The organism is Sphingomonas sp. OV641 (genome assembly GCF_900109205.1).
Lineage (GTDB): Bacteria > Pseudomonadota > Alphaproteobacteria > Sphingomonadales > Sphingomonadaceae > Sphingomonas.
This window is the reverse complement of record NZ_FNZB01000002.1, coordinates 75,766-94,890: the sequence shown is the minus strand read 5'-3', so window position 1 is coordinate 94,890 and position 19,125 is coordinate 75,766. Positions and strand designations below refer to the sequence as shown.

Below are 19,125 nucleotides of genomic sequence, written 5' to 3'. Positions count from 1 at the left end.
CGGTTCGCGGCGAACGGGGAAGGCTTGTTCAAGATGGGAGGGTGACGATCACTGGGCGCTGGTACCGGCCTCCCAGAAATAGGCGCCGCGCTTGGCCGTGCCGGTCGCGACCTCGTTCAAGGTGGCCGCATCATAGAGCCGGCCGCCCAGCATGACCTGGCGCACCTTGTCGCTGTTGCGGATATCCGCCGTGGGATCAGCATCCAGCACCAGCAGATCGGCAAGCTTGCCAACCTCCAGCGAGCCGATGTCCTTCGCCATGCCGAGCGACTGGGCGGGAACGATGGTGCCGGCACGCAGCGCCTCCAGCGGCGTCATGCCGCCGCGCACGAAGGACCACAGCTCCCAATGAGCGCTCATGCCAGCCTGCTGACCATGCGCGCCGATCGACACGAGCACGCCGCGCTTGGCGAGCTTGTGCGCCTCGCGCGCGCTTTCATCGTCCACATAATCGCTTTCCGGCGCCATCAGCCGCCGCGCCGATTCCGCGCGCAGCTGTGCCGGCGGCGTATGCGCCTGAAGCAGCGGGTGGGCGAACAGATCGGTGTGCTGACGCCAGTAAGGATCGGCCGCCAGCCCACCAAAGGTAACGACCAGCGTTGGCGTGTAGTTCGTCTTCGACTGGGAGAAGAACTGAACGATATCGTCGTAGAACACCTCCAACGGGATGTTATGCTCGATCGTGGAATTGCCGTCCGCGATATGCGTGACGTCCAGGCCGTAGATCGAGCCGCCCTCCGCCACAACCTGCATGTTCTCGCGTCGGCTGGCCTCCGTCACCTGCTGGCGCTGCTCGCGGCGTGGCTGGTTGTAGTTCTTCACGCTGTGCCCGCCCTGCGCCTTCAGCCGGCGGACATGGGCCAGCGCGTCGTCGAAGCTGTCGATCTGCGCGTATACGTCCGTCGCCTTGGCGCCGTAGACCGCCTCGCCGGTGGAGAAGATGCGCGGCGCGAGGATCAACCCGGCGCGCTGCATTTCCGATGCGGTAAAGATCTCGCTGGCGCGGTTCGACGGATCGTGCAGCGTCGTCGTGCCGAGCGCGAGGTTCTGCATCATCGACCAGTTGCGCTGCGGGATCAGCTCGTCAGTCCCGGCAGGGCCATGGGCGTGCGCATCGATCAGCCCGGGAATGATCGTCTTGCCGGCCGCGTCGACGATGGTCGCGCCCGCCGGGACTGCGGTGGAGGCTCGCGGGCCGACCGCGAGGATCCGATCGCCGCGGATCACCACCACGCCATCATCGATGATGCCGCCATCCGTGCCTGCCATGGTGACGAGGCGTGCGCCGGTGATCGCGACCGTGCCGGTCGGCTTGGCCGCAGCCTGCTCCATCGCCAGCGAGACGCCGGTCGTCGGCGGCACGAACGCCGGCGTGCCATCGGCGCGGGGAGCGGCGGCGAAAAGGCTGGCCGTTTCCACGGTGTAGAGCGTCGGCCCGAGGCTCCAGTGCAGGCGTGTGCCGTCGTTCGACCAGTTTAAATAATCCGCGCCGCCCGCGCTGACGCGGGTAACCGGCAGCGCCTTGGCATCGGGAGACAGGGCGATGGTCTGGCTGCCGGGCATCAGCGGCACGACGTAAGCGGCGTAGTTCTGGCGGAAGGCGACATATTCGCCGGTGGGCGACACGATATAGTCCGTCGCAAGCTCGCCATTGGCGTGGACGCGCTTGTCCTGCCCCGACAGATCGGTGCTGATGAGCTGGCGCACCGACTTGCCGTCCTTGCGCTCGTCCTCCAGCATGAACAGGCGATCGTTGTTCGGGCCGAATTGCGGCGAGGCAGCGCCGCGCGCCACACGGGTGACGGCGCCGCCCGCCGTGGCGACGCGGTAGACGCCGGCATCCTCTGCCCATTTAGGGCTGGTCAGACGCCCGGAGCCCGTACGCTCGAAGACGATGGTCTTGCCGTCGGGCGAGAAGCGCGGGCGGGCATAATGGCCGGGTTGGCCGATCACGTCGCGCGCCGTGCCGCCGGTGGCGCCGATCACGCGCAGGCGCCCAAGGCCATCATCGGTCCAGCTGACGAACACGAGGCTCTTGCCGTCGTGCGACCAGCTCGGAAACAGTTCAAAGCCGTCATCGCCACGGGTCAGGCGGCGGGGCGCGCCGCCGGCCACCGGCTTCACCCACAATTTGCCGAGCGTCTCGAACACGACCTGACGCCCGTCTGGTGAGACGCTGGCGAAGCGCGGCATGGCGGTGGTGAAGCGATCGGGCGCCACCGTGACCTGCGGGTGCGACCCGTCGATCACCCCGCGCGTGTCGTTGATGGTGAAGGGGATCTCACGCGCATTGGTGCCATCGGCATCGATGCGCTGGATCTTGCCCTTCGCCCAGAAGACCAGGCCGCTGTTGTCCGGCAGCCATGCCATGTTCGGATACACGCCGGTGACCGCCCAGGTTTCCTGCACGTCCTGATCGAGATCGTCATAGATCTTGCGCTCCTCGCCCGAGGCGAGATCCTTTACGTAGAGCTTCGACCGGGTGGCCTCGCGGCGGACAAAGGCGATCTTCTTGCCATCGGGTGAGGGCGTGGGGCGAACCGAACCGCCGGCGCCCGTTACCGCCTTCGTCACCTCTCCGGTCTGCAGGTCGTATCGCTCGATATCGAACAGGTCGGTGTTGGAGTCCTGCGCATATTCGAAGATCGGGCCGGGTGTGACGTTCTTGGTGTAGAACACCGACTTGCCGTCGGCGGCATAGATCGGCTCCCCCAGCTCCTTCTGGTGCGCCTCGTTCGGCCGCTTCACCAGTGGTACGCCGGCACCGCCCGAGACGTGGTACATCCATACCTCGCCGGTGCCCAGGGAGCGCCCGGTGGTGAAATGCTTCTTGGCGACGATGAAGCGACCGTCCTTGCTCCAGCTCGGCTGATTGAGGAGGCGGAAGTCCTCACGCGTTACCTGGCGCTTGTCGCTGCCGTCGGTGTTCATCACCCAGATGTTGTCGCCGCCGCCGCGATCGGAGGTGAAGGCGATGCGCCGGCCATCGGGCGAGAAGCGCGGCTGCACCTCGTAGGCGAGCCCCTCGGCAATGCGGGTCGGCGTGCCGCCGGTGATCGGCATGGTGTAGATATCGCCGAGCAGGGTGAAGGCGATTGTGCGGCCGTCCGGGCTGACGTCCACGTCCATCCAGCTGCCTTCGTTCACCCGGATTGGCACCTGACGAATGGTTGCGCCGGGAGGGGCGTTTACATCCCATTTCGGCTTGGCAGCGGCGGCGGAGGGAGCGCTGCCCGCGTTCTGGGCCGAGGCGCCATGCGCAACAAGCGCGGCAAGAGAAACGAGCGACGCCGCGTAAAACTTCATGAAATCCCCCGGAAACGACAAGATGATTGCCGTACTATCCGGCTGCACGGCGAACTGGCAATGCCATAGGACGAATGTTCGCCGGCGCACCGAAAACGGGCGCGGGGAGGGAGAGGTGGGATGAGCGAGCGGACCGTTCTGATCGCGGGCGCGAGCGGGGTGATCGGCCAATCGGCGGTGGCGCGCTTCGCCGCCGAGGGATGGCGCGTCATCGCCGTCTCGCGCCGTGCCCCCGACGTGGCGGCCGGCGCGCATGTTCGGCATCTGTCGCTTGACCTGCGGGACAGCGCCGCCTGCCGGGCGGCGGCGGGTGCGTTCGCCGAGGTGACGCACGTCGTCTACGCAGCGCTGTACGAGAAGCCCGGCCTCTATGCCGGGTGGTTCGAGCAGGACCAGATGGACACTAATCTGGCGATGATGCGCAACCTGATGGAGCCGTTGTTCGAAGCCGCGCGTGGGCTTCGCCATGTCAGCGTGCTTCAGGGCACCAAGGCTTATGGCGCGCATCTCCATCAGATCGCCGTTCCGGCACGCGAGCGCTCACCGCGCGATCCTCATGCCAATTTTTACTGGCTGCAGGAGGATTATCTGCGCGCGCAGCGGACGGGTGCGGATTGGTCGCTGACGATCTGGCGGCCGCAGGTGGTGTTCGGCGGCGCAACCGGTGTGGCGATGAACATCGTACCGGTAATCGGCGCCTATGCCGCCATCCAGCGCGAACTGGGCCGGCCGCTCACCTATCCAGGGCGGCCGGGCGGCGTGTCGGAAGCGGTGGATGCCGATCTGATCGCGGACGCGCTATTATGGGCTGGCGAGGCGGAGCGCGCCCGGGACGAGACGTTCAACATCACCAACGGCGATGTCTTCACCTGGGCCGATACATGGCCGGCGATCGCCCGGGCGCTTGGCATGGAGCCGGCGTTTGGTGCGCCATTCGCGCTGGTCGACTACCTCGGCGGGCATGCGGGCGTGTGGGACGATGTGGTGCGGCGGCATGGGCTGCGCGCCACGCCGCTACCCGATCTATTGGGAGAATCGCACCATTATGCCGATCTGCTGTTCGGCGTACACGCCCCGCCAGAGGCGACGCGGGCGCCGGTGCTGGTGAGCACGATCAAGCTGCGCCAGGCGGGCTTTGGCGAGTGCATCGATACCGAGCAGATGTTCGCCAAATGGCTGGCGCGGCTGGCCGAGCGACGGATCATTCCGCCGCCCGGCTGAACGCGCTCAGATGTCGAGGCAGATCTTGCCGAAATGCTTGCCCGATTCCTGGTGGCGAAAGGCATCGGCAATCTGTTCGAGCGGGAAATGACGATCGATCACCGGACGGATGCCGTTTGCCTCGATGGCGCGGATCATGTCCTGCTGATGCCGGCGCGCGCCGACCGTCAGGCCGACGATGCGCTGGTTCTGCTGCATGACGAAGACGGTGGGCACGTTGCCGCCGATGCCGGCGAGCACCCCGATCAGCGCGATGTGGCCGCCGATCCGGGCCGCCGCGATCGATTGCGGCATGGTGCCCGATCCACCAATCTCCACGACATGGTCGACCCCGCGCCCGCCGGTCAGCTTGCGCGCGGTTTCGCCCCATTTCTCGTCCTGGCGATAATTGATCAGATGATCCGCGCCCATCTCACGCAGCCGGTCGAGCTTCTCGTCGGACGACGAGGTTGCGATCACCGTCGCGCCGGCAGCCTTGGCAAATTGCAGCGCGAAGATGGATACGCCGCCGGTGCCCTGGACCAGCACGGTATCGCCGCTTTTTACCTGACCGTTCACCGCCAGCGCGCGCCATGCGGTCAGACCGGCGCAGGTGAGGGTGGCGGATTCTGCGTCGGAAAAGCCCTTCGGCGCGCGGGTGAACGAAGTCGCGGGGGCGGTGACATATTCGCGGGCGAACCCGTCGGCGCCATCGCCCGGCACGTCACCCATCACTTCGCGTGCCGGCTCGCCATCCATCCAGTGCGGGAAGAAGGTAGAGACGACCTTGTCGCCAACGGCGAACTCGCTGACGCCCTCGCCAACCTCGACCACCTCACCGGCGCCGTCCGACATGGGAATGCGGCCGTCGGGGGTCGGGATCATGCCGGTAACCACGGCATAATCGTGAAAGTTCAGCGAGCTGGCACCGACGCGGACCAGGATCTCGCCGCGTCCGGGCGCCTGCCGCTCGGTGTCGGTTACCTGCAGCCGGTCAAGCCCGCCCGGCTTCTGCAACTGGATCGTGCGCATCTATCTCTCCCCTTGGCGCTGATGGCCGTTGGAGAAAGGCGTAGATGGCGCGCACCGGCGGTGCAACGGGAATTAAGTCGGGCGGATTAAAGCCGTGCTTGGCCGCGCCCTCCGCTTCCGATCAGGGAAGCGGAATGGCGCGGAAGTGTCAGCGACGCTCGTTGTTGCCGCGGCGCGGACCACCGCGAGGCGGACCATCGCCACGCTGGCGCGCTCCGGTCGGGCGCGGCGCATATTGGCGCGTGCCCGCCGGTGCGCGGACCGGGCCCGGCGCATTGTCCGACGGCTCGATCAGCACGTCATCATCGGCGCTCGCCGTCTTTGCCACGGCAGCCATGAACTTGTTCGCAAGCGCGCGCGGCACCTGAAACGCCGTCTCGTTCGGGCCGATGCGGATCGCGCCCACATCATTCTTGGTCAGGTTGCCGCGACGGCAGATCAGCGGCAGGATCCAGCGCGGATCGGCATTCTGGCGGCGGCCAAGGTTCATGCGGAACCACAGGACGTCATCGAAGCCGGGCCGATGCTTTTCACGCTGCGCCGCGCGATGCGCCTCCGGCGTGGCGGCGATAATCTCTTCCGGCTCCGGCATGGCGGCCCGATAGGCGCGGACCAGGGCGGCGGCGATATCCTCGGGGCTCTTTTCGCCGATCAGCTTCTCCGCGAGCGCGCGGTCCTCCTCGTCCACCTCGACGGGGGCAAGGAGCTGCGACAGCAAGCGATCGCGATCCTTGGCGCGCACGTCCTCCGGCGTGGGTGCGGACATCCATTCGACCGGAATCTTGGCGTTGCGCAGCATGGATTCGGCCCAGCGACGGCGCTGATAGGGAACGATCAGCACGGCCGTCCCCTTCTTGCCAGCGCGACCCGTCCGGCCGGAGCGGTGCTGCAGCGTCTCCCCATCGCGCGGCAGCTCGACGTGAATGACGAGGCTCAGGCTGGGCAGATCGATGCCGCGCGCCGCGACGTCGGTCGCAACGCAGACCCGGGCGCGGCGATCACGCAGCGCCTGAAGCGCGGCGTTGCGCTCATTCTGGCTATGCTCGCCCGATAGCGCGACCGCCGCAAAGCCACGTTCGACGAGGCTAGCGTGCAGGTGGCGGACATTGTCGCGCGTGGCGCAGAACAGGATCGCCGTTTCCGCCTCATGCAGGCGGAGCAGGTTGATCACGGCATGTTCGATGTCCGACGGGCTGACCGCGACCGCCTGATAGCTGATGTCACCATGGCCGCGATCCTCCTCCACGGTGGAGATGCGGAGCGCGTCCTTCTGATACCGCTTGGCAAGCTGAACGATCGGCTTCGGCATGGTGGCCGAGAACAGAAGCGTGCGACGGGTGTCGGGCGTACCGTCGAGGATCTCCTCCAGATCCTCGCGGAAGCCCATGTCGAGCATCTCGTCCGCCTCGTCGAGCACCGCGACCTTAAGCGCCGATAGCTCCAGCGCGCCGCGCTCCAGGTGGTCGCGCAAACGGCCGGGCGTGCCGACGACGATGTGCGCGCCGTGATTCAGGTTGCGGCGTTCCTTGCTGGCGTCCATGCCGCCGACGCAGGTGACGATGCGCGCGCCCGTCGGACCGTAGAGCCAGATAAGCTCACGGCTGACCTGAAGCGCGAGTTCGCGCGTCGGCGCGATGACCAGCGCGTGCGGCTCACGCGAGGGGATGATGCGGTTATCGTCGCCCAACAGCTCCGCCGCCATGGCCATGCCGAACGCAACGGTCTTGCCCGAGCCGGTCCGGGCCGACACGATGAGATCCCGCCCCGCAGCGTCCGGTTCGATAACGGCGGCCTGGACAGGAGTGGGCGCCTGATAGCCACGCTCGGCGAGCGCACCGGCGAGCGGCGCGGGTAGAATGTCAAATGTCATGATCGGGCCCTAGATGGCCCATCTGGCGCACACTGCAACCCTGATTGTGGATGAACGTGGCGAACCGTTGCCCGCTTGCATCAAAAAAGCGGCTTAGATCCGCTGGCCGTGCTGTGGCGGCGGCGCGTGATTGCACGGGATGGGCCCCGGCGGCGTTCAGCGCCGTGCCCGGCCTCAGCCGTCGAGAATGGAGTCGATCGCGGCTGCAAGTTCCAGGTCGCGTTCGGAGAGGCCGCCGGCGTCATGCGTAGTCAACGTGATTTCCACCCGGTTCCAGACGTTGGTCCACTCTGGATGGTGATCGGCACGCTCTGCGATGAGCGCAACCTGAGTCATAAAGCCGAACGCCTCGGCGAAATCGGTAAACACGATGGTGCGGGTGATCGCATCGCGCCCCTCGTCGTAATCCCAGTCGGCCAGGCTATCGAGTGCATCGGCCCGTTCGGCTTCGCTCAGTTGATCGACCACAATCCGTATCCTTCCGACATGCTTGTCGCGTGGGAGGGCCAACGCCTATGGCGGTCGTGATGAGCGGACAAGACCTTCCCGGCGAACCGCCCTCGCTGGCGGCGATCGAGCGCCACGCGCGGCAGGTGATCGCCCGCCTGCCCGAGGCATTCCGCGCGCATCTGGGCGACGTGGTGCTTCTGGTCGAGGAAGAGGCGGATGCCGAAACGCTCGCGAGCGTCGGACTGGAGCATCCGCTGGAGCTGACGGGCGTGTATCACGGCCGGCCGATCGGGGACAAATCCGCATTCGACTCCGGCGCGATGCCCGATCGTATCCACCTGTACCGGCAGGCTATCCTGGCCGAATGGTGCGAAACCGGCGTGCGGCTGGACGATCTGGTGGCGCATGTCACCATTCATGAGATCGGCCATCATTTCGGGCTCAGCGACGATGACATGCACGCGCTAGAGGACGCGGTGGCGGATTGAGCGCGGCGCTGGCGCTGACGGATCTGGCGTGCCGGCGCGGCGGGCGGCTGCTGTTCGCCGGCCTGTCGCTCCATGTCGCCCCGGGTGGTGCATTGGTGGTGACGGGCGCCAACGGCTGCGGCAAATCGAGCCTGTTGCGCGTGATCGCCGGATTGCTGCCGCCGTTCGCGGGCGCGTTGGAGGTGAGCGGGCGGATCGCGCTGCTGGGCGAAGCGAGCGCGCTGGACGCGGATCGCCCGCTGGGTACGGCGCTCAACTTCTGGGCGAAGCTGGACGGGCTGACAGATCCGGCCGCGCGTGTCGCAACCGCCCTCGCCGACATGGCGCTCGCGGATATCGCCGATGTGCCCGTCCGATTGCTGTCGACCGGGCAGCGGCGGCGCGCCGCCATGGCGCGGGTCATCGCCAGCGGCGCGGATCTGTGGCTGCTGGACGAGCCTGCCACCGGGCTGGATACCGCTTCCGTCGCGCTGCTTGAAGAAGCGGTCGGGCGGCATCGCGCTAATGGTGGGCTGGCGATTATCGCGACTCACCAGCCGCTCGACGTGCCGAATGCGGCGACGGTCGACCTGGCCGCCTATCGCGCGGTGGCGGCATGATCGCGCTGGTTCTGCGTGACGTGCGTCGCGGCTATGGCAGCGGCGGTGCCACCCTGACACTCGGTTTCTTTCTGCTCGTCGCGATCCTGTTTCCCTTTGCGATCGGGCCTGATGCCAAGCTGCTCGCGCGTGTGGGCGGGGGCGTGATCTGGGCGGCGGCGCTGCTGGCGGCGCTGCTGCCCGTGGAGCGGCTGATCGCGCCCGATCTGGAGGGCGGGGTATTCGATCAACTGGTGGTGCGTGGCCATTCGTTGCCGATCGTGGCGGCGGCAAAGATTGCTGGGCATTGGATCGCCTTCGCCCCGCCGGTTATCGGAGCGGCGCTGCTGTCGGCGGCGTTGCTGGGGCTGGAGCCCAGCACAACCGTGACGGTGCTGGCCGGACTGGCGATCGGCACGCCCGGGCTGGCAGCGTTGGCGGTCGCGACGGGCGCACTGACGGCGGGACTGCGCGGCGCGGGCGCCATCGCCGGGCTGGTGCTGCTGCCGCTCGCCATTCCGCTGCTGATCTTCGGCGCAGGCGCGATCGACAGCGGGCCGGGCGGGCTGAAGCTGCTTGGCGCGGTCAGCCTGCTGCTGGTCGCAGGAGCACCGTTCGTCAGCGCGGCGGCCATTCGAATTGGCATGGAATAGCCGCCACGCGTGAGCGTCAGAGCACGACATCGGCCTGAACGAGCGTCTGTTGTCGACCGCAACCAATGACGCCCGCCATCGCCAAAGCGCGATTTGGGTGCAGTATCCGAGAGCTCAGCGCAGCGGCTTTCCGCTGTCCTTCCAACGATCAAGGATCTGCGAGTCCGGGAGGCTGTTCTCAGCGGGTGGGGCGATGGCGACCGGCGCGCCGCTTTCCTGAAGACGCGGCTGAAGCGCAGGCGCAACGGTGATAGCGGCAGCAGCGCTGGCGCTGGACGGCGCCACGGCAACCGCGTGGTTCAGGGCGATGACTGGCGCAATGCTGCGAACAGGCGGACCGGGCAAGGGCTCTCCGCCGGCATAAGGCTGGTGAAAGGCGGCGGCAGTGCCCCATATGCCTTTCCAGCGGTGGAAGAAGTGCGCGCCGATCGCGTCCGTCATCACCAGCGAACGGTTCCACACAGGCGTCACGGCATAAGTGTGGTAGTGCGTCGCCAGCCCAACGGGCGCAAAGACATAGCCGGCGAGCGCCGCCGCCGCCGTTCGTGCGGCGCGTGCCCAGCCGGCGCGGGAAGGCGTGCGGGCCATCGCCCCGTCACAGGCAAAGCTGAACTGGCAACCGCTAACGCGCTCCGCCCCCTGGTACACCACGCCGCAGACCGTTGCGGGAAAGGCGGGATGGCGCACCCGGTTGAGCACGACCTGCGCCACCGCACGTTGGCCTGCGTCGGACTCGGATGCGGCCTCGTAATAAATGGCGGCAGTCAGGCATTCCGACGCACGAGCGCGATCAAGCGCCGTGCCGCCGCGCATCGCGAAGGGGCGTGCGGCAACAATCCCGGTTGCGGCGCCCGAGAGGCCGCGCATCTCCGCCGGTAGCGGAGGCAATGGGGCGGTGCCGGTGGCACCATCGCCGGGCGACGCGAGGAATGCTGTATCTGGGCCATTGGCGTGCGAAGCGGGTACGGCGATGATGTCCGCCCGCCCGGATGTGGTGAACGCACCCCGGTCGACGAGCATCAACGTACCGAGCACGATCACGGAAATGACGGCGACGATCGGCAACGCGATCGCCGCAGCCTGACGCCATGCACGCAAGCGAGCCGGACCGCGCATCCGGCGAAGCGAGGCGCGCTCGCTGGGATGCAGCGCGAAGGTCATGGCCCAACCCTTTTCACGTGCGGCGGAATCACCGTTCGCGCGCCCATTTAGTGCATCAGTCAGGCTATTTCGCGTGCCAAATCAGCACTGTCCAAGGATCGGACGAAATTGGGTTAACGCGGCTGCTGGCCCACCCGGCGACTTCACTTGGGTTCGGTGGGAGGCGGCGACGCGGAATTGCTGAGCATGTTCTGGCTCGGATCGTTAGGGTCAGTGCCTGTGGTCGTTGCGGGATCCATTTGGGTGGAATTGGCAGGAGTGCTGCCATTGCCCATGATGTTGCCTTCCTGCGAGGCGGATGGATCGGCAACCTGGGCGAGCGCCGCCGTGGAAAGCGCGATCAGCGCTGCACTGACGGTGGTGGCAAGACGCATTTACTTTGGTCCTTGGTCATGATTGCGGGACTGCGGCCGGCGACGGGGTAGGCGGGGGCGAACTGGCAGGTGAGGCGCCCGAGCCAAGGCGCTGAACACCGGCGGGCCCATCCACCATCGTAGAGGAGGGGGGCGGAACGCGGCGCGCGGCGGCCTCGCGTGCGGCCTGTTCGGCGCGGAGCCGGTCGGTTTCGGCCTGAACGCCAGCCTGCGCCGGCCTGGCCGTCTGCAAAGCCCGGTCGATTGCGTTGGGTTCCATTCCGCGCGACAGGCGGTCGGCGACCTGCGCGCTGGCGCTAGTTCCGCTGAGGGCGACTGCCGCGGCCATGATGGCGAGACGCATGGAGGCTTTCTCCTTCTGCCTGCACGCTCGATGTGAAAAAATGGGAGCCCGACAGCATGGCTGTCGAGCTCCCGCTCCGCAGTGAACGGTTTAGTTCTGGGGCGGCACGGTCGGCGTCGTCGTCGACGGCGACGTCGGGCTTGCCGTGGTGTCCGCGCTCGGATCAGTCATGTCGCTGCTGGGCTGGCTCGGTGCCGGCATGGTCGTACGCGACCTTGTGGACGGCGACGTGCCGGTGGTCGGCTCCTGCGTTGACATGGTGGAGTCGGTTGCGGTTCCAGCCGGTGCGGTGGTGGTCGACTGCGACGGCGACGTCGTGGTCGACTGCGCGACTGCCGCACCCGGAATAGCCAAGGCAGCGGCGGCGATAAGACCGAAGGTCTTCATTCTACTCTCCTGTACGAACACTCGAAACTTGTGAGAGTAAAATGCCTGAGATCGCAAAAGGTTCGTCCAAGTAACGCTAATCAGCCTCGCTTCGTCTCAATATAAATACTGATGGACGCCGGCTGTTCTACGTAATTTTACGCACATTGGGCGCGATGCAGCAGGAACTGATCGGCCAGAACCAGCGCCATCATTGCTTCAACCACGGGAACGCCGCGAATTCCGACGCAGGGATCATGGCGACCGCGAGTGGCGATTTCCGTCGCGTCGCCCGTGCGGGAGATCGTTTGCACCGGGGTCAGGATCGAACTGGTCGGCTTGAATGCGGCGCGAAGCCGGATCGGCTGGCCCGTGGCGATCCCGCCGGCGATGCCGCCCGCGTGATTGGCCAGGAACGCCGGGCCATCAGCACCCGGGCGCATCGGATCGGCGTTTTCCTCGCCGCTCAGCGCTGCCGCGGCGAAGCCGTCCCCGATCTCGACACCCTTTACGGCATTGATCGACATGATCGCGGCCGCCAGCTCGCTGTCGAGCTTGGCATAAAGCGGCGCCCCCCATCCCGCGGGCACGCCCGTCGCCTCGCACGCCACCACGGCGCCGAGCGACGAGCCAGCCTTGCGCGCGGTGTCGACCTTTTCCTCCCAGCGAGCTGCCGCCGCAGCGTCGGGGCAGAAGAAAGGATTGGCGTCGATCTGCGCATCGTCAAAGGCGGCGGGGTCGATCGCGTCGCCACCGATCGCCTCCACCCAGGCGCGGATTCTGACGCCCGGGACCACGGCGCGCGCGACGGCGCCAGCCGCGACCCGTGCCGCCGTCTCTCGCGCCGAGGAACGGCCACCGCCGCGATAATCGCGAAAGCCGTATTTCGCGTCATAGGCATAATCGGCGTGAGCGGGGCGATACGCCTGAGCGACTTCCGAATAGTCCTTCGAACGCTGGTCCACATTCTCGATCATCAGGCTGATCGGTGTGCCGGTGGTGCGGCCTTCGAACACCCCGGAGAGGATGCGCACCTGATCCGGCTCACGCCGCTGGGTCGTGAAGCGGGAGGTGCCCGGCCGGCGCTTGTCCAGCCACGGCTGAATATCGGTTTCGGCGAGCGCGATCCCCGGAGGGCAGCCGTCAACCACCGCGCCAAGCGCCGGACCATGCGATTCGCCCCAGGTGGTGAAGCGGAAGACGCGGCCAAAGGTGTTGAAGCTCATGCTGCCCCCAGGCGCGAAAAGGCCGGCGCGTGCCGGGCGGCTTCACGGGCGCCGCAGGGCACCAGGCCACCCTGCAGCGGCAGAGCCATGAAATAATCGCCGGCGTAAGGCGAATCGAAGTTGCGCGCCACGGCGGGATCATAGCCGAACCGCCCGTAGAAGGCGGGATCGCCGAGGACGAAGCTGAGCACCACGCCGGCCGCTTCCAGCCGCTCATGCGCGGCATGGATCAGGGCATCGGCAATCCCCTGGTGCCGATACGGCTCGGCAACCGCGACGGGGGCAAGCGCCACCGCGGCCACCGCCTGGCCACCGACCGTCACATCCATGCGGCTGAACACCACCGCTCCGGCGAGCGCGCCCGTTTCCTCATCATCGGCCACCAGCGTCAGGACCATGTCCCCCGCGATGCAGAGCTCGCGCACGAGATCCGCTTCTGCCGGCGCCGGGAAGCTGGCGCGCAGCAGGCCGTCGATCGCAGCAACATCGGCCGCGCTGGCTGGGCGGATCACCATCGCCATCGCGATCAGGCCAGCGCGATGTCCGGTGCGTCCTCCGCCTTCATGCCGATCACGTTATAGCCGGCATCGACATGGTGGACCTCTCCGGTCACGCCGCTGGCCAGATCGCTCAGCATGTAAAGACCGGCGCCGCCGACGTCCTCGATCGTAACGTTGCGCTTCAGCGGCGAGTTCAGCTCGTTCCACTTCAGGATCAGGCGGAGATCGCCAATGCCGCTTGCCGCCAGCGTCTTGATCGGGCCGGCCGAGATGGCGTTGACGCGGATGTTATCGCGGCCGAGATCAACGGCGAGATATTGCACGCTGGTTTCCAGCGCGGCCTTGGCGAGGCCCATCACGTTGTAATGCGGGATGACCTTTTCGGCGCCGTAATAGCTCAGCGTCAGCAAGCTGCCACCCTCCGGCATCATCTTCGCCGCGCGCTGCGCCACCGCCACGAACGAATAGACGCTGATGTTCATGGTCAGCAGGAAATTGTCGAGGCTGGTATCGACGAAGCGGCCGCGGAGCTCGTTCTTGTCGGAGAAACCGATGGCGTGAACCACGAAGTCGATCGTCGGCCAAGTTTCGGCGAGCTTTGCGAAAGTGGCGTCAAGCGCCGCCATGTCGCTGACGTCGCAATCGTACAGATGCGCGGTGCCGAGCTGTTCGGCGAGCGGGCGGACGCGCTTTTCCATGGCGTCGCCCTGATAGCTGAAGGCGAGCTCGGCGCCCGCTTCCGACAGCTTCTTGGCGATGCCCCAGGCGAGCGACTTGTCGTTGGCAAGCCCCATGATGAGCCCGCGTTTGCCTGCCATCAATCCGTTCACAACACTGCCTTTGCTTCCAGCCCGGGGGGCGCTCCCTCTAGACCGTTCTCCGGGGGTTCCGCCAGTGCTGCGTTGAGATGAGCCCCGAACACCATGCCGAGACCGATGAGATAGAAAAACAACAGCATCACCACCACTCCGGCAAGGCTGCCGTAGGTGAGATCATAGCCGCCAAGGTTCGACAGGGCCCAGGGCAGGCCAGCCGTCATGGTGACCCACCAAATCGCCGTGAACAGCGCGCCCGGCCATTTGCGGCTTTCCGAATATCGGTACTTCGAGGGGGTGACGAAATAGAACAGCATGTAGAGCGCCCCGAACATCACCAGGCCGGGGATGGCGCGGCTGATGCCGATCCAGCCCGCCACGTCTTCGGCCCATGGCAAGAGCTGGTAGATGAACTGCTCCGCCGCCACGAGGATGCCCTGCACCAGAAACGAGAGAAGCGCGACGATCACCGAGGCGACGATCCCGAGGCTGAGGCCGAGGCGCGCACGCCACAGAGATTGTGAACTGTGCGTGCCATAGGCCCGGCGAAAGATCTCCCGGATCGTCTCCACGAAGCTACCGACCGTCCACAGCCCGACCAGCGCGCCGAACCACAGCAGCGAGCCGGTCCGCGCTGCCAGCACATCCGTGATCGGCTTGCGAAGGATGTCGGCGACATTGGGCGGCAGGACATGAAGGAAAGATTCAACCGCCTGCCGCGTCCCTTCATTCTGCCCCAGCAGCGAAAGAACCGCCGCCGCAACGATGAAGAACGGGAACACCGTCATCAGGGCCAGATAGGCAAGATTGCCCGCATGGATGAAGCCGTCATTGTACACGCCGGTGCCGGCGCGTTTCAGCACCTCATAGGCGAAACTGCCCGGCTTTACCTTGGCAAGCTGGCGATCGAGCTTCACCCGCGCCTGCCCGTGATGCCTGCGATCCTCGGGCGTCAGCGTGGCGGTCTCGTCGCTCAAGATCTCTGCCCCTCATGATGGCCGCTTGGTACGGGGGATCAGACGCCCATGTCGGCGCGCGGGTTCCCGCCGCCCGACCAGCTCTCCACGAAGCTGGACAGCGCGGCGTCCTCCGCGGGCAGATCGACCATCAGCGTGACGAGCTGGTCGCCGCGCGTTCCGTCCTTCTTGTGGAAGCCTTTGCCCTTCAGTCGCAGAGTCCGGCCGGAGGTAGAGCCCTTGGGCACCGTCAGCATCACCGGCTTCTCAACGGTCGGCACCTTGACCGGCCCGCCCTGGACCGCCTCCGCAAGGGTGATCGGCAGGTTCAGGCGTACGTCATCGCCATCGCGCGTGAAGAAGCGGTGCGGCTGCACGTCGATGGTGACGATCGCATCGCCGGCCCCGCCCGGCCCCTGTTCGCCCTTTCCCGGCAGGCGCATCTGCGTGCCGGTTTCGACGCCAGCAGGCAGCTTCAGGTCGATCGTCTTGCCATTGGCAAGGGTAATCCGCTGCGGCGCGCAGGCGGCGGCGTCAATGAACGGCACGCGCAGACGATAGGCCGTGTTCGCGCCCTTGGGTGGAGGCTGGCGACGCCCGAAGCCGCCGGCAAAGCCGCCGCTCGTCGCGCTACCCCGGCCGCCGAACAGCCCTTCAAAGATGTCCGACATGTCGACGCCTTCGGCACCGCCGAAGTCCTGGCTCCGAAAACCGCCGCCACCGCCGCCCTGCCGCGCCCCGCTGAAGCCGCCAAAGCCGGCCCCGAAAGGGGAGGCGGGATTGCCATCCGCGTCGATCTCGCCGCGATCGAAGCGGGCACGCTTATCCTTGTCGCTGAGCAGGTCGTAGGCGGCGGTCACATGGCTGAATCGCTCCGCGGCCTTGGGATTGTCCTTGTTGCGATCGGGATGCAGCTCCTTGGCGAGCTTGCGATAGGCCTTCTTGATATCAGCCTCGGTGGCGCTCCGCGCCACACCGAGCGTAGAATATGGATCCGCCATTGTTGCCCCAGTTGGTGTATTACCCGACTATGTGGGGGAGGCGCCCGGCGAGTGCAATGCGGCTGACCATGCGGCGTCGCGCACGGAAATGGGCCATGCTGGCGGCATTAACCATCTTCCCGTCTTTTCGACCGCGGCTGCAGGTAGCAGGGCGTGCCCATGCGTAAGGAAGCGAGTGTGCATCTGATCGATGCGGTGCGAAGAGCGTTGCAGGTGGCGGACGGGCTGGGCCTGTCGGAAACCAGCCTTCATCTGAATGCTGCACTGATCACGCTGGACGGCCGGGGCATTCCCCCGCAGCCCGGGCGGACCCGATCACTTCACTGACCTTGCCGAGAGGATTCGCTGGCGGCAGTCGCGGCGGTTTGCGGCACGCTGACCGTCGCGGCGGCATCTTGCGCATCGCGCAGGTGCAGCGTCAGCCTGCCGTCGGCCGGTCGGGGAACCTCGATTGTCCCTCCGGTGAAGCCGTCAGCGATCGCCGTCTCCCCGCCGCCGGTGATGCTACGGAGCAGGAACAGGCCGCTGCCCGTCAGGGTGCAGGTAGCAGCGTCCGTGGCGCAGGTGATCGAGGAGATCCGCGGCAGCCGCACCAGCGTGCCCAGAGGCTTCCAGTCACCGGCGACCTCCCCCTGGACCAGACGGAATCGCAGCGGCCCGCGTGCGGCATCACCCAGCGCCGCAGCGGGATCGAGGGTGGCGATCGCCACGCGATCGTCCTGAAGGCGCACCGGCAGCCGTGCCGATCCACCGGTCTCGCCAGCTTCCACCTCGATCCGATCGCGCGACGTGAAGCGCGTGGCCCCGGCGGCGCGAACGGAAAAGGTGAGGCGTGCATCCTGCGGCACCAGATCCGGCCGGGCGAGCGCAAGCGGCACTGCCGCCCCGGAGGCGGCAGGTTCCAGCGAAGTGGCGATCACCGTGGCGGCCGGCCGGGCGGGCATCACACGGACCGGCACGCGGACGGAGCGTCCATCCGCCAACGTGGCGCTGCCGGAAAGCTCGCCGGCCTTGATCTCTTCCGCCGCGCTCGCTTCCGCCGCCATGTCGAGCCGATCGGTCGTCCCGTCGCGACCAAGCTTCTTCGCGCGGAAGGTGATCGCGCCGACTTGCAACGTCCTTACCTGATCGAGGCGGGTTCCCGTGAGCGTCCCCGCGCGGTCGCCGGCATGGAAAGCAAATCCGGTGAGGCGCGCGGCTTCCGCATAGGCGCGCAGGTCGAGACGGCTTGGCTGATCGACACCGTGGCTGCGGATCAGAAGCGCCACGGGCCCCGGTTCGATGCCGGTGAGCGGCACCTTGAGCGCCAGCGTACCGTCGGCCTCGGCGGTCCATGTCACCGGCCGGCGCGCGCCATCACGTTCGAGCCAGACGTCTGAGACGCAGCTGGCTGCTCCACCGGCCAGCACCAGAGGCGTTTCCCGACCAACGACCAGTGTCGATCCGTCCGCGCGCCAGGCATTCGGCGCGGGGCTGACCAGGCGGAAACGCGGACCGTCGAATGGCTGAAAGCCCCAATAACCCTGCAACCGCGCCTCCGCCCCCACGGCGAGCGGCACCGGCGGCGTGCCGACATCACCGACGACGAAGCCGCCGTCGGCGGGGCTGGCGGTGACCGGAAGATCCAGCATGGTTCCGGCGGCGGTCGGCACCCGCAGCGACATGGCGCGCGGGTAATCGGTCGAGAAGACGAGCGGCGCCCCGCCGACCGGAAGAACCAAGCCGGGCCGTGTGAGGCACAGCGGATCGGCGCTCTTGACCGAGAGAACGGGCAGGGTCGGCGGCGCAACCGTGGGAAGCGCTGCGACGAGCACCGACTGCGGCTTGCGAAAGGACGGGACGGTATTGAGGAGCAGCTCGATCCGTCCGTCGCGCGGAACGCTCAAGGCCGGAATGAACCGCAATTGCGCCGATTGGAACGCGCCCAGCATCCGCGCCAGATCACGCACCACGCCGATATAGCCGCTGTAATAGCCGAAGCCGCCCTGCGGCGTCGCGCTGAGCTGAAGCGCGATATTGGCAGGCGCGCCGGCAAGCGTCTGCGCGATGGAGCTGGTCTGGCTGTCCGCCAGCACAGCGGCATTGCCGCTTTGGGCGAGACAGGCAGCGCGCGGATCCGTCTGGCGCAGCAGACAGGCGGAATCGAGCTTGATCGCGAGGCTGTCGGCCAGTTTCGGAGAAATTCGGGCCACGTCGGTTGGGTCGCGCCTGCGGACCTGATCAAGGAAGGTTTCGAGCCGGGTGCGATCAAGCATGGCCTGGTTCAATTCCTGCGACGCGCGCACGAACGCGCCGGGCTGTTCGCGCACCGCTTTCGCCACTGCATCCAGCGCGCCGCCGGTGTCCGGGACCAGGAACACCAATGCCTGCTGCGCGCCCTCGGGCACGCGCACGTCGATGGCGGCTTCCTTCGCCTTCCACGTGCGCGCTTCCACCAGCCATTCCTTCGGCGGCGGATTGGTCGCGCCGCGCAGAAAGGCGAGCACCATGCGATAATGGGCGCTTTGCTCGACGGGCAGATCAGCGACGACGCGGATGCGATCTCCCGACGACAGGTTCGGAACCTGCGACAGCGGCAGCGTCACTTCACCGTGCGTAACCGAGACGCGCAGCGACGGCCCGGCAAGATCGAAGGCATTGCCCTCCGCGCGCAACAGCGTGGTTGGCGCGATCAGCAGAAGGCAGGCGAGGGCGACGCGGCGAAGCGCCGTGCGCAAGCGGGAAGGGGTAAGCGGCACAGGAACCCGTGTAGCCCGCTTTGCCAAGGCTGCAATCGTGCGAACCGGTGTCGGTACAGGTCAGTGCG

General features: G+C 67.0%; 19 protein-coding genes. 6 read left to right on the top strand and 13 right to left on the bottom strand.

Translation table 11 applies throughout. The features are described 5' to 3' along the window. Positions 1-48 precede the first annotated feature (48 nt). Entirely contained in the window at positions 49-3,306 is a 3,258-nt protein-coding gene (locus BMX36_RS11325) for an amidohydrolase family protein (protein WP_093065634.1), read from the bottom strand. Between the two features lie 120 nt (positions 3,307-3,426). Between BMX36_RS11325 and BMX36_RS11320 the strand changes: the two genes are divergently transcribed. Then, the gene (locus BMX36_RS11320) at positions 3,427-4,527 is read left to right on the top strand and encodes an SDR family oxidoreductase (protein ID WP_093065632.1); all 1,101 of its coding nucleotides are present in this window, start codon (positions 3,427-3,429) and stop codon (positions 4,525-4,527) included. 6 nt (positions 4,528-4,533) lie between these two features. Here BMX36_RS11320 and BMX36_RS11315 read toward each other — a convergent pair whose 3' ends face one another. The 3 genes from BMX36_RS11315 to BMX36_RS11305 form a co-directional block, all read right to left on the bottom strand. Continuing rightward, positions 4,534-5,538, bottom strand: coding sequence for a zinc-dependent alcohol dehydrogenase family protein (locus BMX36_RS11315; RefSeq protein ID WP_093065630.1), 1,005 nt, complete (start codon positions 5,536-5,538; stop codon positions 4,534-4,536). A 148-nt stretch (positions 5,539-5,686) separates the two neighbouring features. After that, positions 5,687-7,408 carry a DEAD/DEAH box helicase gene (locus tag BMX36_RS11310; protein ID WP_093065628.1) on the bottom strand — a complete coding sequence of 574 codons (1,722 nt, stop codon included), beginning with the start codon at positions 7,406-7,408 and terminating at the stop codon, positions 5,687-5,689. Positions 7,409-7,582: 174 nt separating this feature from the next. Further along, positions 7,583-7,876 (bottom strand): 4a-hydroxytetrahydrobiopterin dehydratase, encoded by a 294-nt coding sequence (locus BMX36_RS11305; RefSeq protein WP_066782252.1) that lies wholly within the window; start codon positions 7,874-7,876, stop codon positions 7,583-7,585. 59 nt (positions 7,877-7,935) lie between these two features. Between BMX36_RS11305 and BMX36_RS11300 the strand changes: the two genes are divergently transcribed. The 3 genes from BMX36_RS11300 to BMX36_RS11290 are packed head-to-tail and all read left to right on the top strand — an operon-like array spanning position 7,936 to position 9,577. After that, entirely contained in the window at positions 7,936-8,346 is a 411-nt protein-coding gene (locus tag BMX36_RS11300; protein WP_371262872.1) for a metallopeptidase family protein, read from the top strand. Further along, on the top strand, positions 8,343-8,945 hold the full coding sequence (gene ccmA, locus BMX36_RS11295; RefSeq protein WP_093065624.1) for a heme ABC exporter ATP-binding protein CcmA: 603 nt from the start codon (positions 8,343-8,345) through the stop codon (positions 8,943-8,945). The genes BMX36_RS11300 and ccmA overlap by 4 nt, the downstream gene beginning before the upstream one ends. After that, complete coding sequence (locus tag BMX36_RS11290; RefSeq protein WP_093065622.1) at positions 8,942-9,577, top strand: heme exporter protein CcmB; 636 nt, start codon at positions 8,942-8,944, stop codon at positions 9,575-9,577. The genes ccmA and BMX36_RS11290 overlap by 4 nt, the downstream gene beginning before the upstream one ends. A 114-nt stretch (positions 9,578-9,691) precedes the next feature. Here BMX36_RS11290 and BMX36_RS11285 read toward each other — a convergent pair whose 3' ends face one another. From BMX36_RS11285 to BMX36_RS11275, 3 genes are all read right to left on the bottom strand, one after another. Then, on the bottom strand, positions 9,692-10,738 hold the full coding sequence (locus BMX36_RS11285; protein WP_256210772.1) for a cell wall hydrolase: 1,047 nt from the start codon (positions 10,736-10,738) through the stop codon (positions 9,692-9,694). Between the two features lie 143 nt (positions 10,739-10,881). Beyond that, entirely contained in the window at positions 10,882-11,112 is a 231-nt protein-coding gene (locus BMX36_RS11280; RefSeq protein ID WP_093065620.1) for a hypothetical protein, read from the bottom strand. 16 nt (positions 11,113-11,128) lie between these two features. Then, the gene (locus BMX36_RS11275; RefSeq protein WP_093065618.1) at positions 11,129-11,455 is read right to left on the bottom strand and encodes a hypothetical protein; all 327 of its coding nucleotides are present in this window, start codon (positions 11,453-11,455) and stop codon (positions 11,129-11,131) included. A 169-nt stretch (positions 11,456-11,624) separates the two neighbouring features. Here BMX36_RS11275 and BMX36_RS11270 point away from each other — a divergent pair, with 169 nt between their 5' ends. Beyond that, positions 11,625-11,876 carry a hypothetical protein gene (locus tag BMX36_RS11270; protein WP_093065616.1) on the top strand — a complete coding sequence of 84 codons (252 nt, stop codon included), beginning with the start codon at positions 11,625-11,627 and terminating at the stop codon, positions 11,874-11,876. 103 nt (positions 11,877-11,979) lie between these two features. Here BMX36_RS11270 and aroC read toward each other — a convergent pair whose 3' ends face one another. Genes aroC through BMX36_RS11245 form a run of 5 tightly spaced genes read right to left on the bottom strand, consistent with a single transcriptional unit; the run spans position 11,980 to position 16,319 of the window. After that, positions 11,980-13,047 (bottom strand): chorismate synthase, encoded by a 1,068-nt coding sequence (aroC, locus tag BMX36_RS11265; RefSeq protein WP_093065614.1) that lies wholly within the window; start codon positions 13,045-13,047, stop codon positions 11,980-11,982. Next, a complete protein-coding gene (locus BMX36_RS11260) occupies positions 13,044-13,568 on the bottom strand; it encodes a GNAT family N-acetyltransferase (protein WP_093065612.1) in 525 nt (174 codons plus the stop codon). The genes aroC and BMX36_RS11260 overlap by 4 nt, the downstream gene beginning before the upstream one ends. Before the next feature lie 5 nt (positions 13,569-13,573). Continuing rightward, on the bottom strand, positions 13,574-14,365 hold the full coding sequence (gene fabI, locus BMX36_RS11255; protein WP_177179118.1) for an enoyl-ACP reductase FabI: 792 nt from the start codon (positions 14,363-14,365) through the stop codon (positions 13,574-13,576). Positions 14,366-14,373: 8 nt separating this feature from the next. Continuing rightward, positions 14,374-15,339, bottom strand: coding sequence for a YihY/virulence factor BrkB family protein (locus BMX36_RS11250; RefSeq protein WP_082746155.1), 966 nt, complete (start codon positions 15,337-15,339; stop codon positions 14,374-14,376). A 38-nt stretch (positions 15,340-15,377) separates the two neighbouring features. Then, positions 15,378-16,319 (bottom strand): DnaJ C-terminal domain-containing protein, encoded by a 942-nt coding sequence (locus tag BMX36_RS11245; RefSeq protein ID WP_093065608.1) that lies wholly within the window; start codon positions 16,317-16,319, stop codon positions 15,378-15,380. 159 nt (positions 16,320-16,478) lie between these two features. On the opposite strand from BMX36_RS11245, the gene BMX36_RS21715 reads away from it, so the two are divergent. Then, the gene (locus BMX36_RS21715) at positions 16,479-16,646 is read left to right on the top strand and encodes a hypothetical protein (protein WP_177179117.1); all 168 of its coding nucleotides are present in this window, start codon (positions 16,479-16,481) and stop codon (positions 16,644-16,646) included. Here BMX36_RS21715 and BMX36_RS11240 read toward each other — a convergent pair. Further along, entirely contained in the window at positions 16,640-19,084 is a 2,445-nt protein-coding gene (locus tag BMX36_RS11240; RefSeq protein WP_218142160.1) for a hypothetical protein, read from the bottom strand. The two genes, BMX36_RS21715 and BMX36_RS11240, sit on opposite strands and share 7 nt — an antisense overlap. Between the last annotated feature and the right edge of the window lie 41 nt (positions 19,085-19,125).

Excerpts from the sequence above, each read along its gene's own strand:
- BMX36_RS21715 (WP_177179117.1), top strand. The coding sequence starts at position 16,479 with ATGCGTAAGGAAGCGAGTGTGCATCTGATCGATGCGGTGCGAAGAGCG.
- BMX36_RS11285 (WP_256210772.1), bottom strand. The coding sequence starts at position 10,738 with ATGACCTTCGCGCTGCATCCCAGCGAGCGCGCCTCGCTTCGCCGGATG.
- BMX36_RS11320 (WP_093065632.1), top strand. The coding sequence starts at position 3,427 with ATGAGCGAGCGGACCGTTCTGATCGCGGGCGCGAGCGGGGTGATCGGC.
- BMX36_RS11270 (WP_093065616.1), top strand. The coding sequence starts at position 11,625 with ATGTCGCTGCTGGGCTGGCTCGGTGCCGGCATGGTCGTACGCGACCTT.
- BMX36_RS11260 (WP_093065612.1), bottom strand. The coding sequence starts at position 13,568 with ATGGCGATGGTGATCCGCCCAGCCAGCGCGGCCGATGTTGCTGCGATC.
- BMX36_RS11310 (WP_093065628.1), bottom strand. The coding sequence starts at position 7,408 with ATGACATTTGACATTCTACCCGCGCCGCTCGCCGGTGCGCTCGCCGAG.
- BMX36_RS11245 (WP_093065608.1), bottom strand. The coding sequence starts at position 16,319 with ATGGCGGATCCATATTCTACGCTCGGTGTGGCGCGGAGCGCCACCGAG.
- BMX36_RS11290 (WP_093065622.1), top strand. The coding sequence starts at position 8,942 with ATGATCGCGCTGGTTCTGCGTGACGTGCGTCGCGGCTATGGCAGCGGC.
- BMX36_RS11315 (WP_093065630.1), bottom strand. The coding sequence starts at position 5,538 with ATGCGCACGATCCAGTTGCAGAAGCCGGGCGGGCTTGACCGGCTGCAG.
- BMX36_RS11275 (WP_093065618.1), bottom strand. The coding sequence starts at position 11,455 with ATGCGTCTCGCCATCATGGCCGCGGCAGTCGCCCTCAGCGGAACTAGC.
- fabI (WP_177179118.1), bottom strand. The coding sequence starts at position 14,365 with ATGGCAGGCAAACGCGGGCTCATCATGGGGCTTGCCAACGACAAGTCG.
- BMX36_RS11280 (WP_093065620.1), bottom strand. The coding sequence starts at position 11,112 with ATGCGTCTTGCCACCACCGTCAGTGCAGCGCTGATCGCGCTTTCCACG.
- aroC (WP_093065614.1), bottom strand. The coding sequence starts at position 13,047 with ATGAGCTTCAACACCTTTGGCCGCGTCTTCCGCTTCACCACCTGGGGC.
- BMX36_RS11300 (WP_371262872.1), top strand. The coding sequence starts at position 7,936 with ATGAGCGGACAAGACCTTCCCGGCGAACCGCCCTCGCTGGCGGCGATC.
- BMX36_RS11325 (WP_093065634.1), bottom strand. The coding sequence starts at position 3,306 with ATGAAGTTTTACGCGGCGTCGCTCGTTTCTCTTGCCGCGCTTGTTGCG.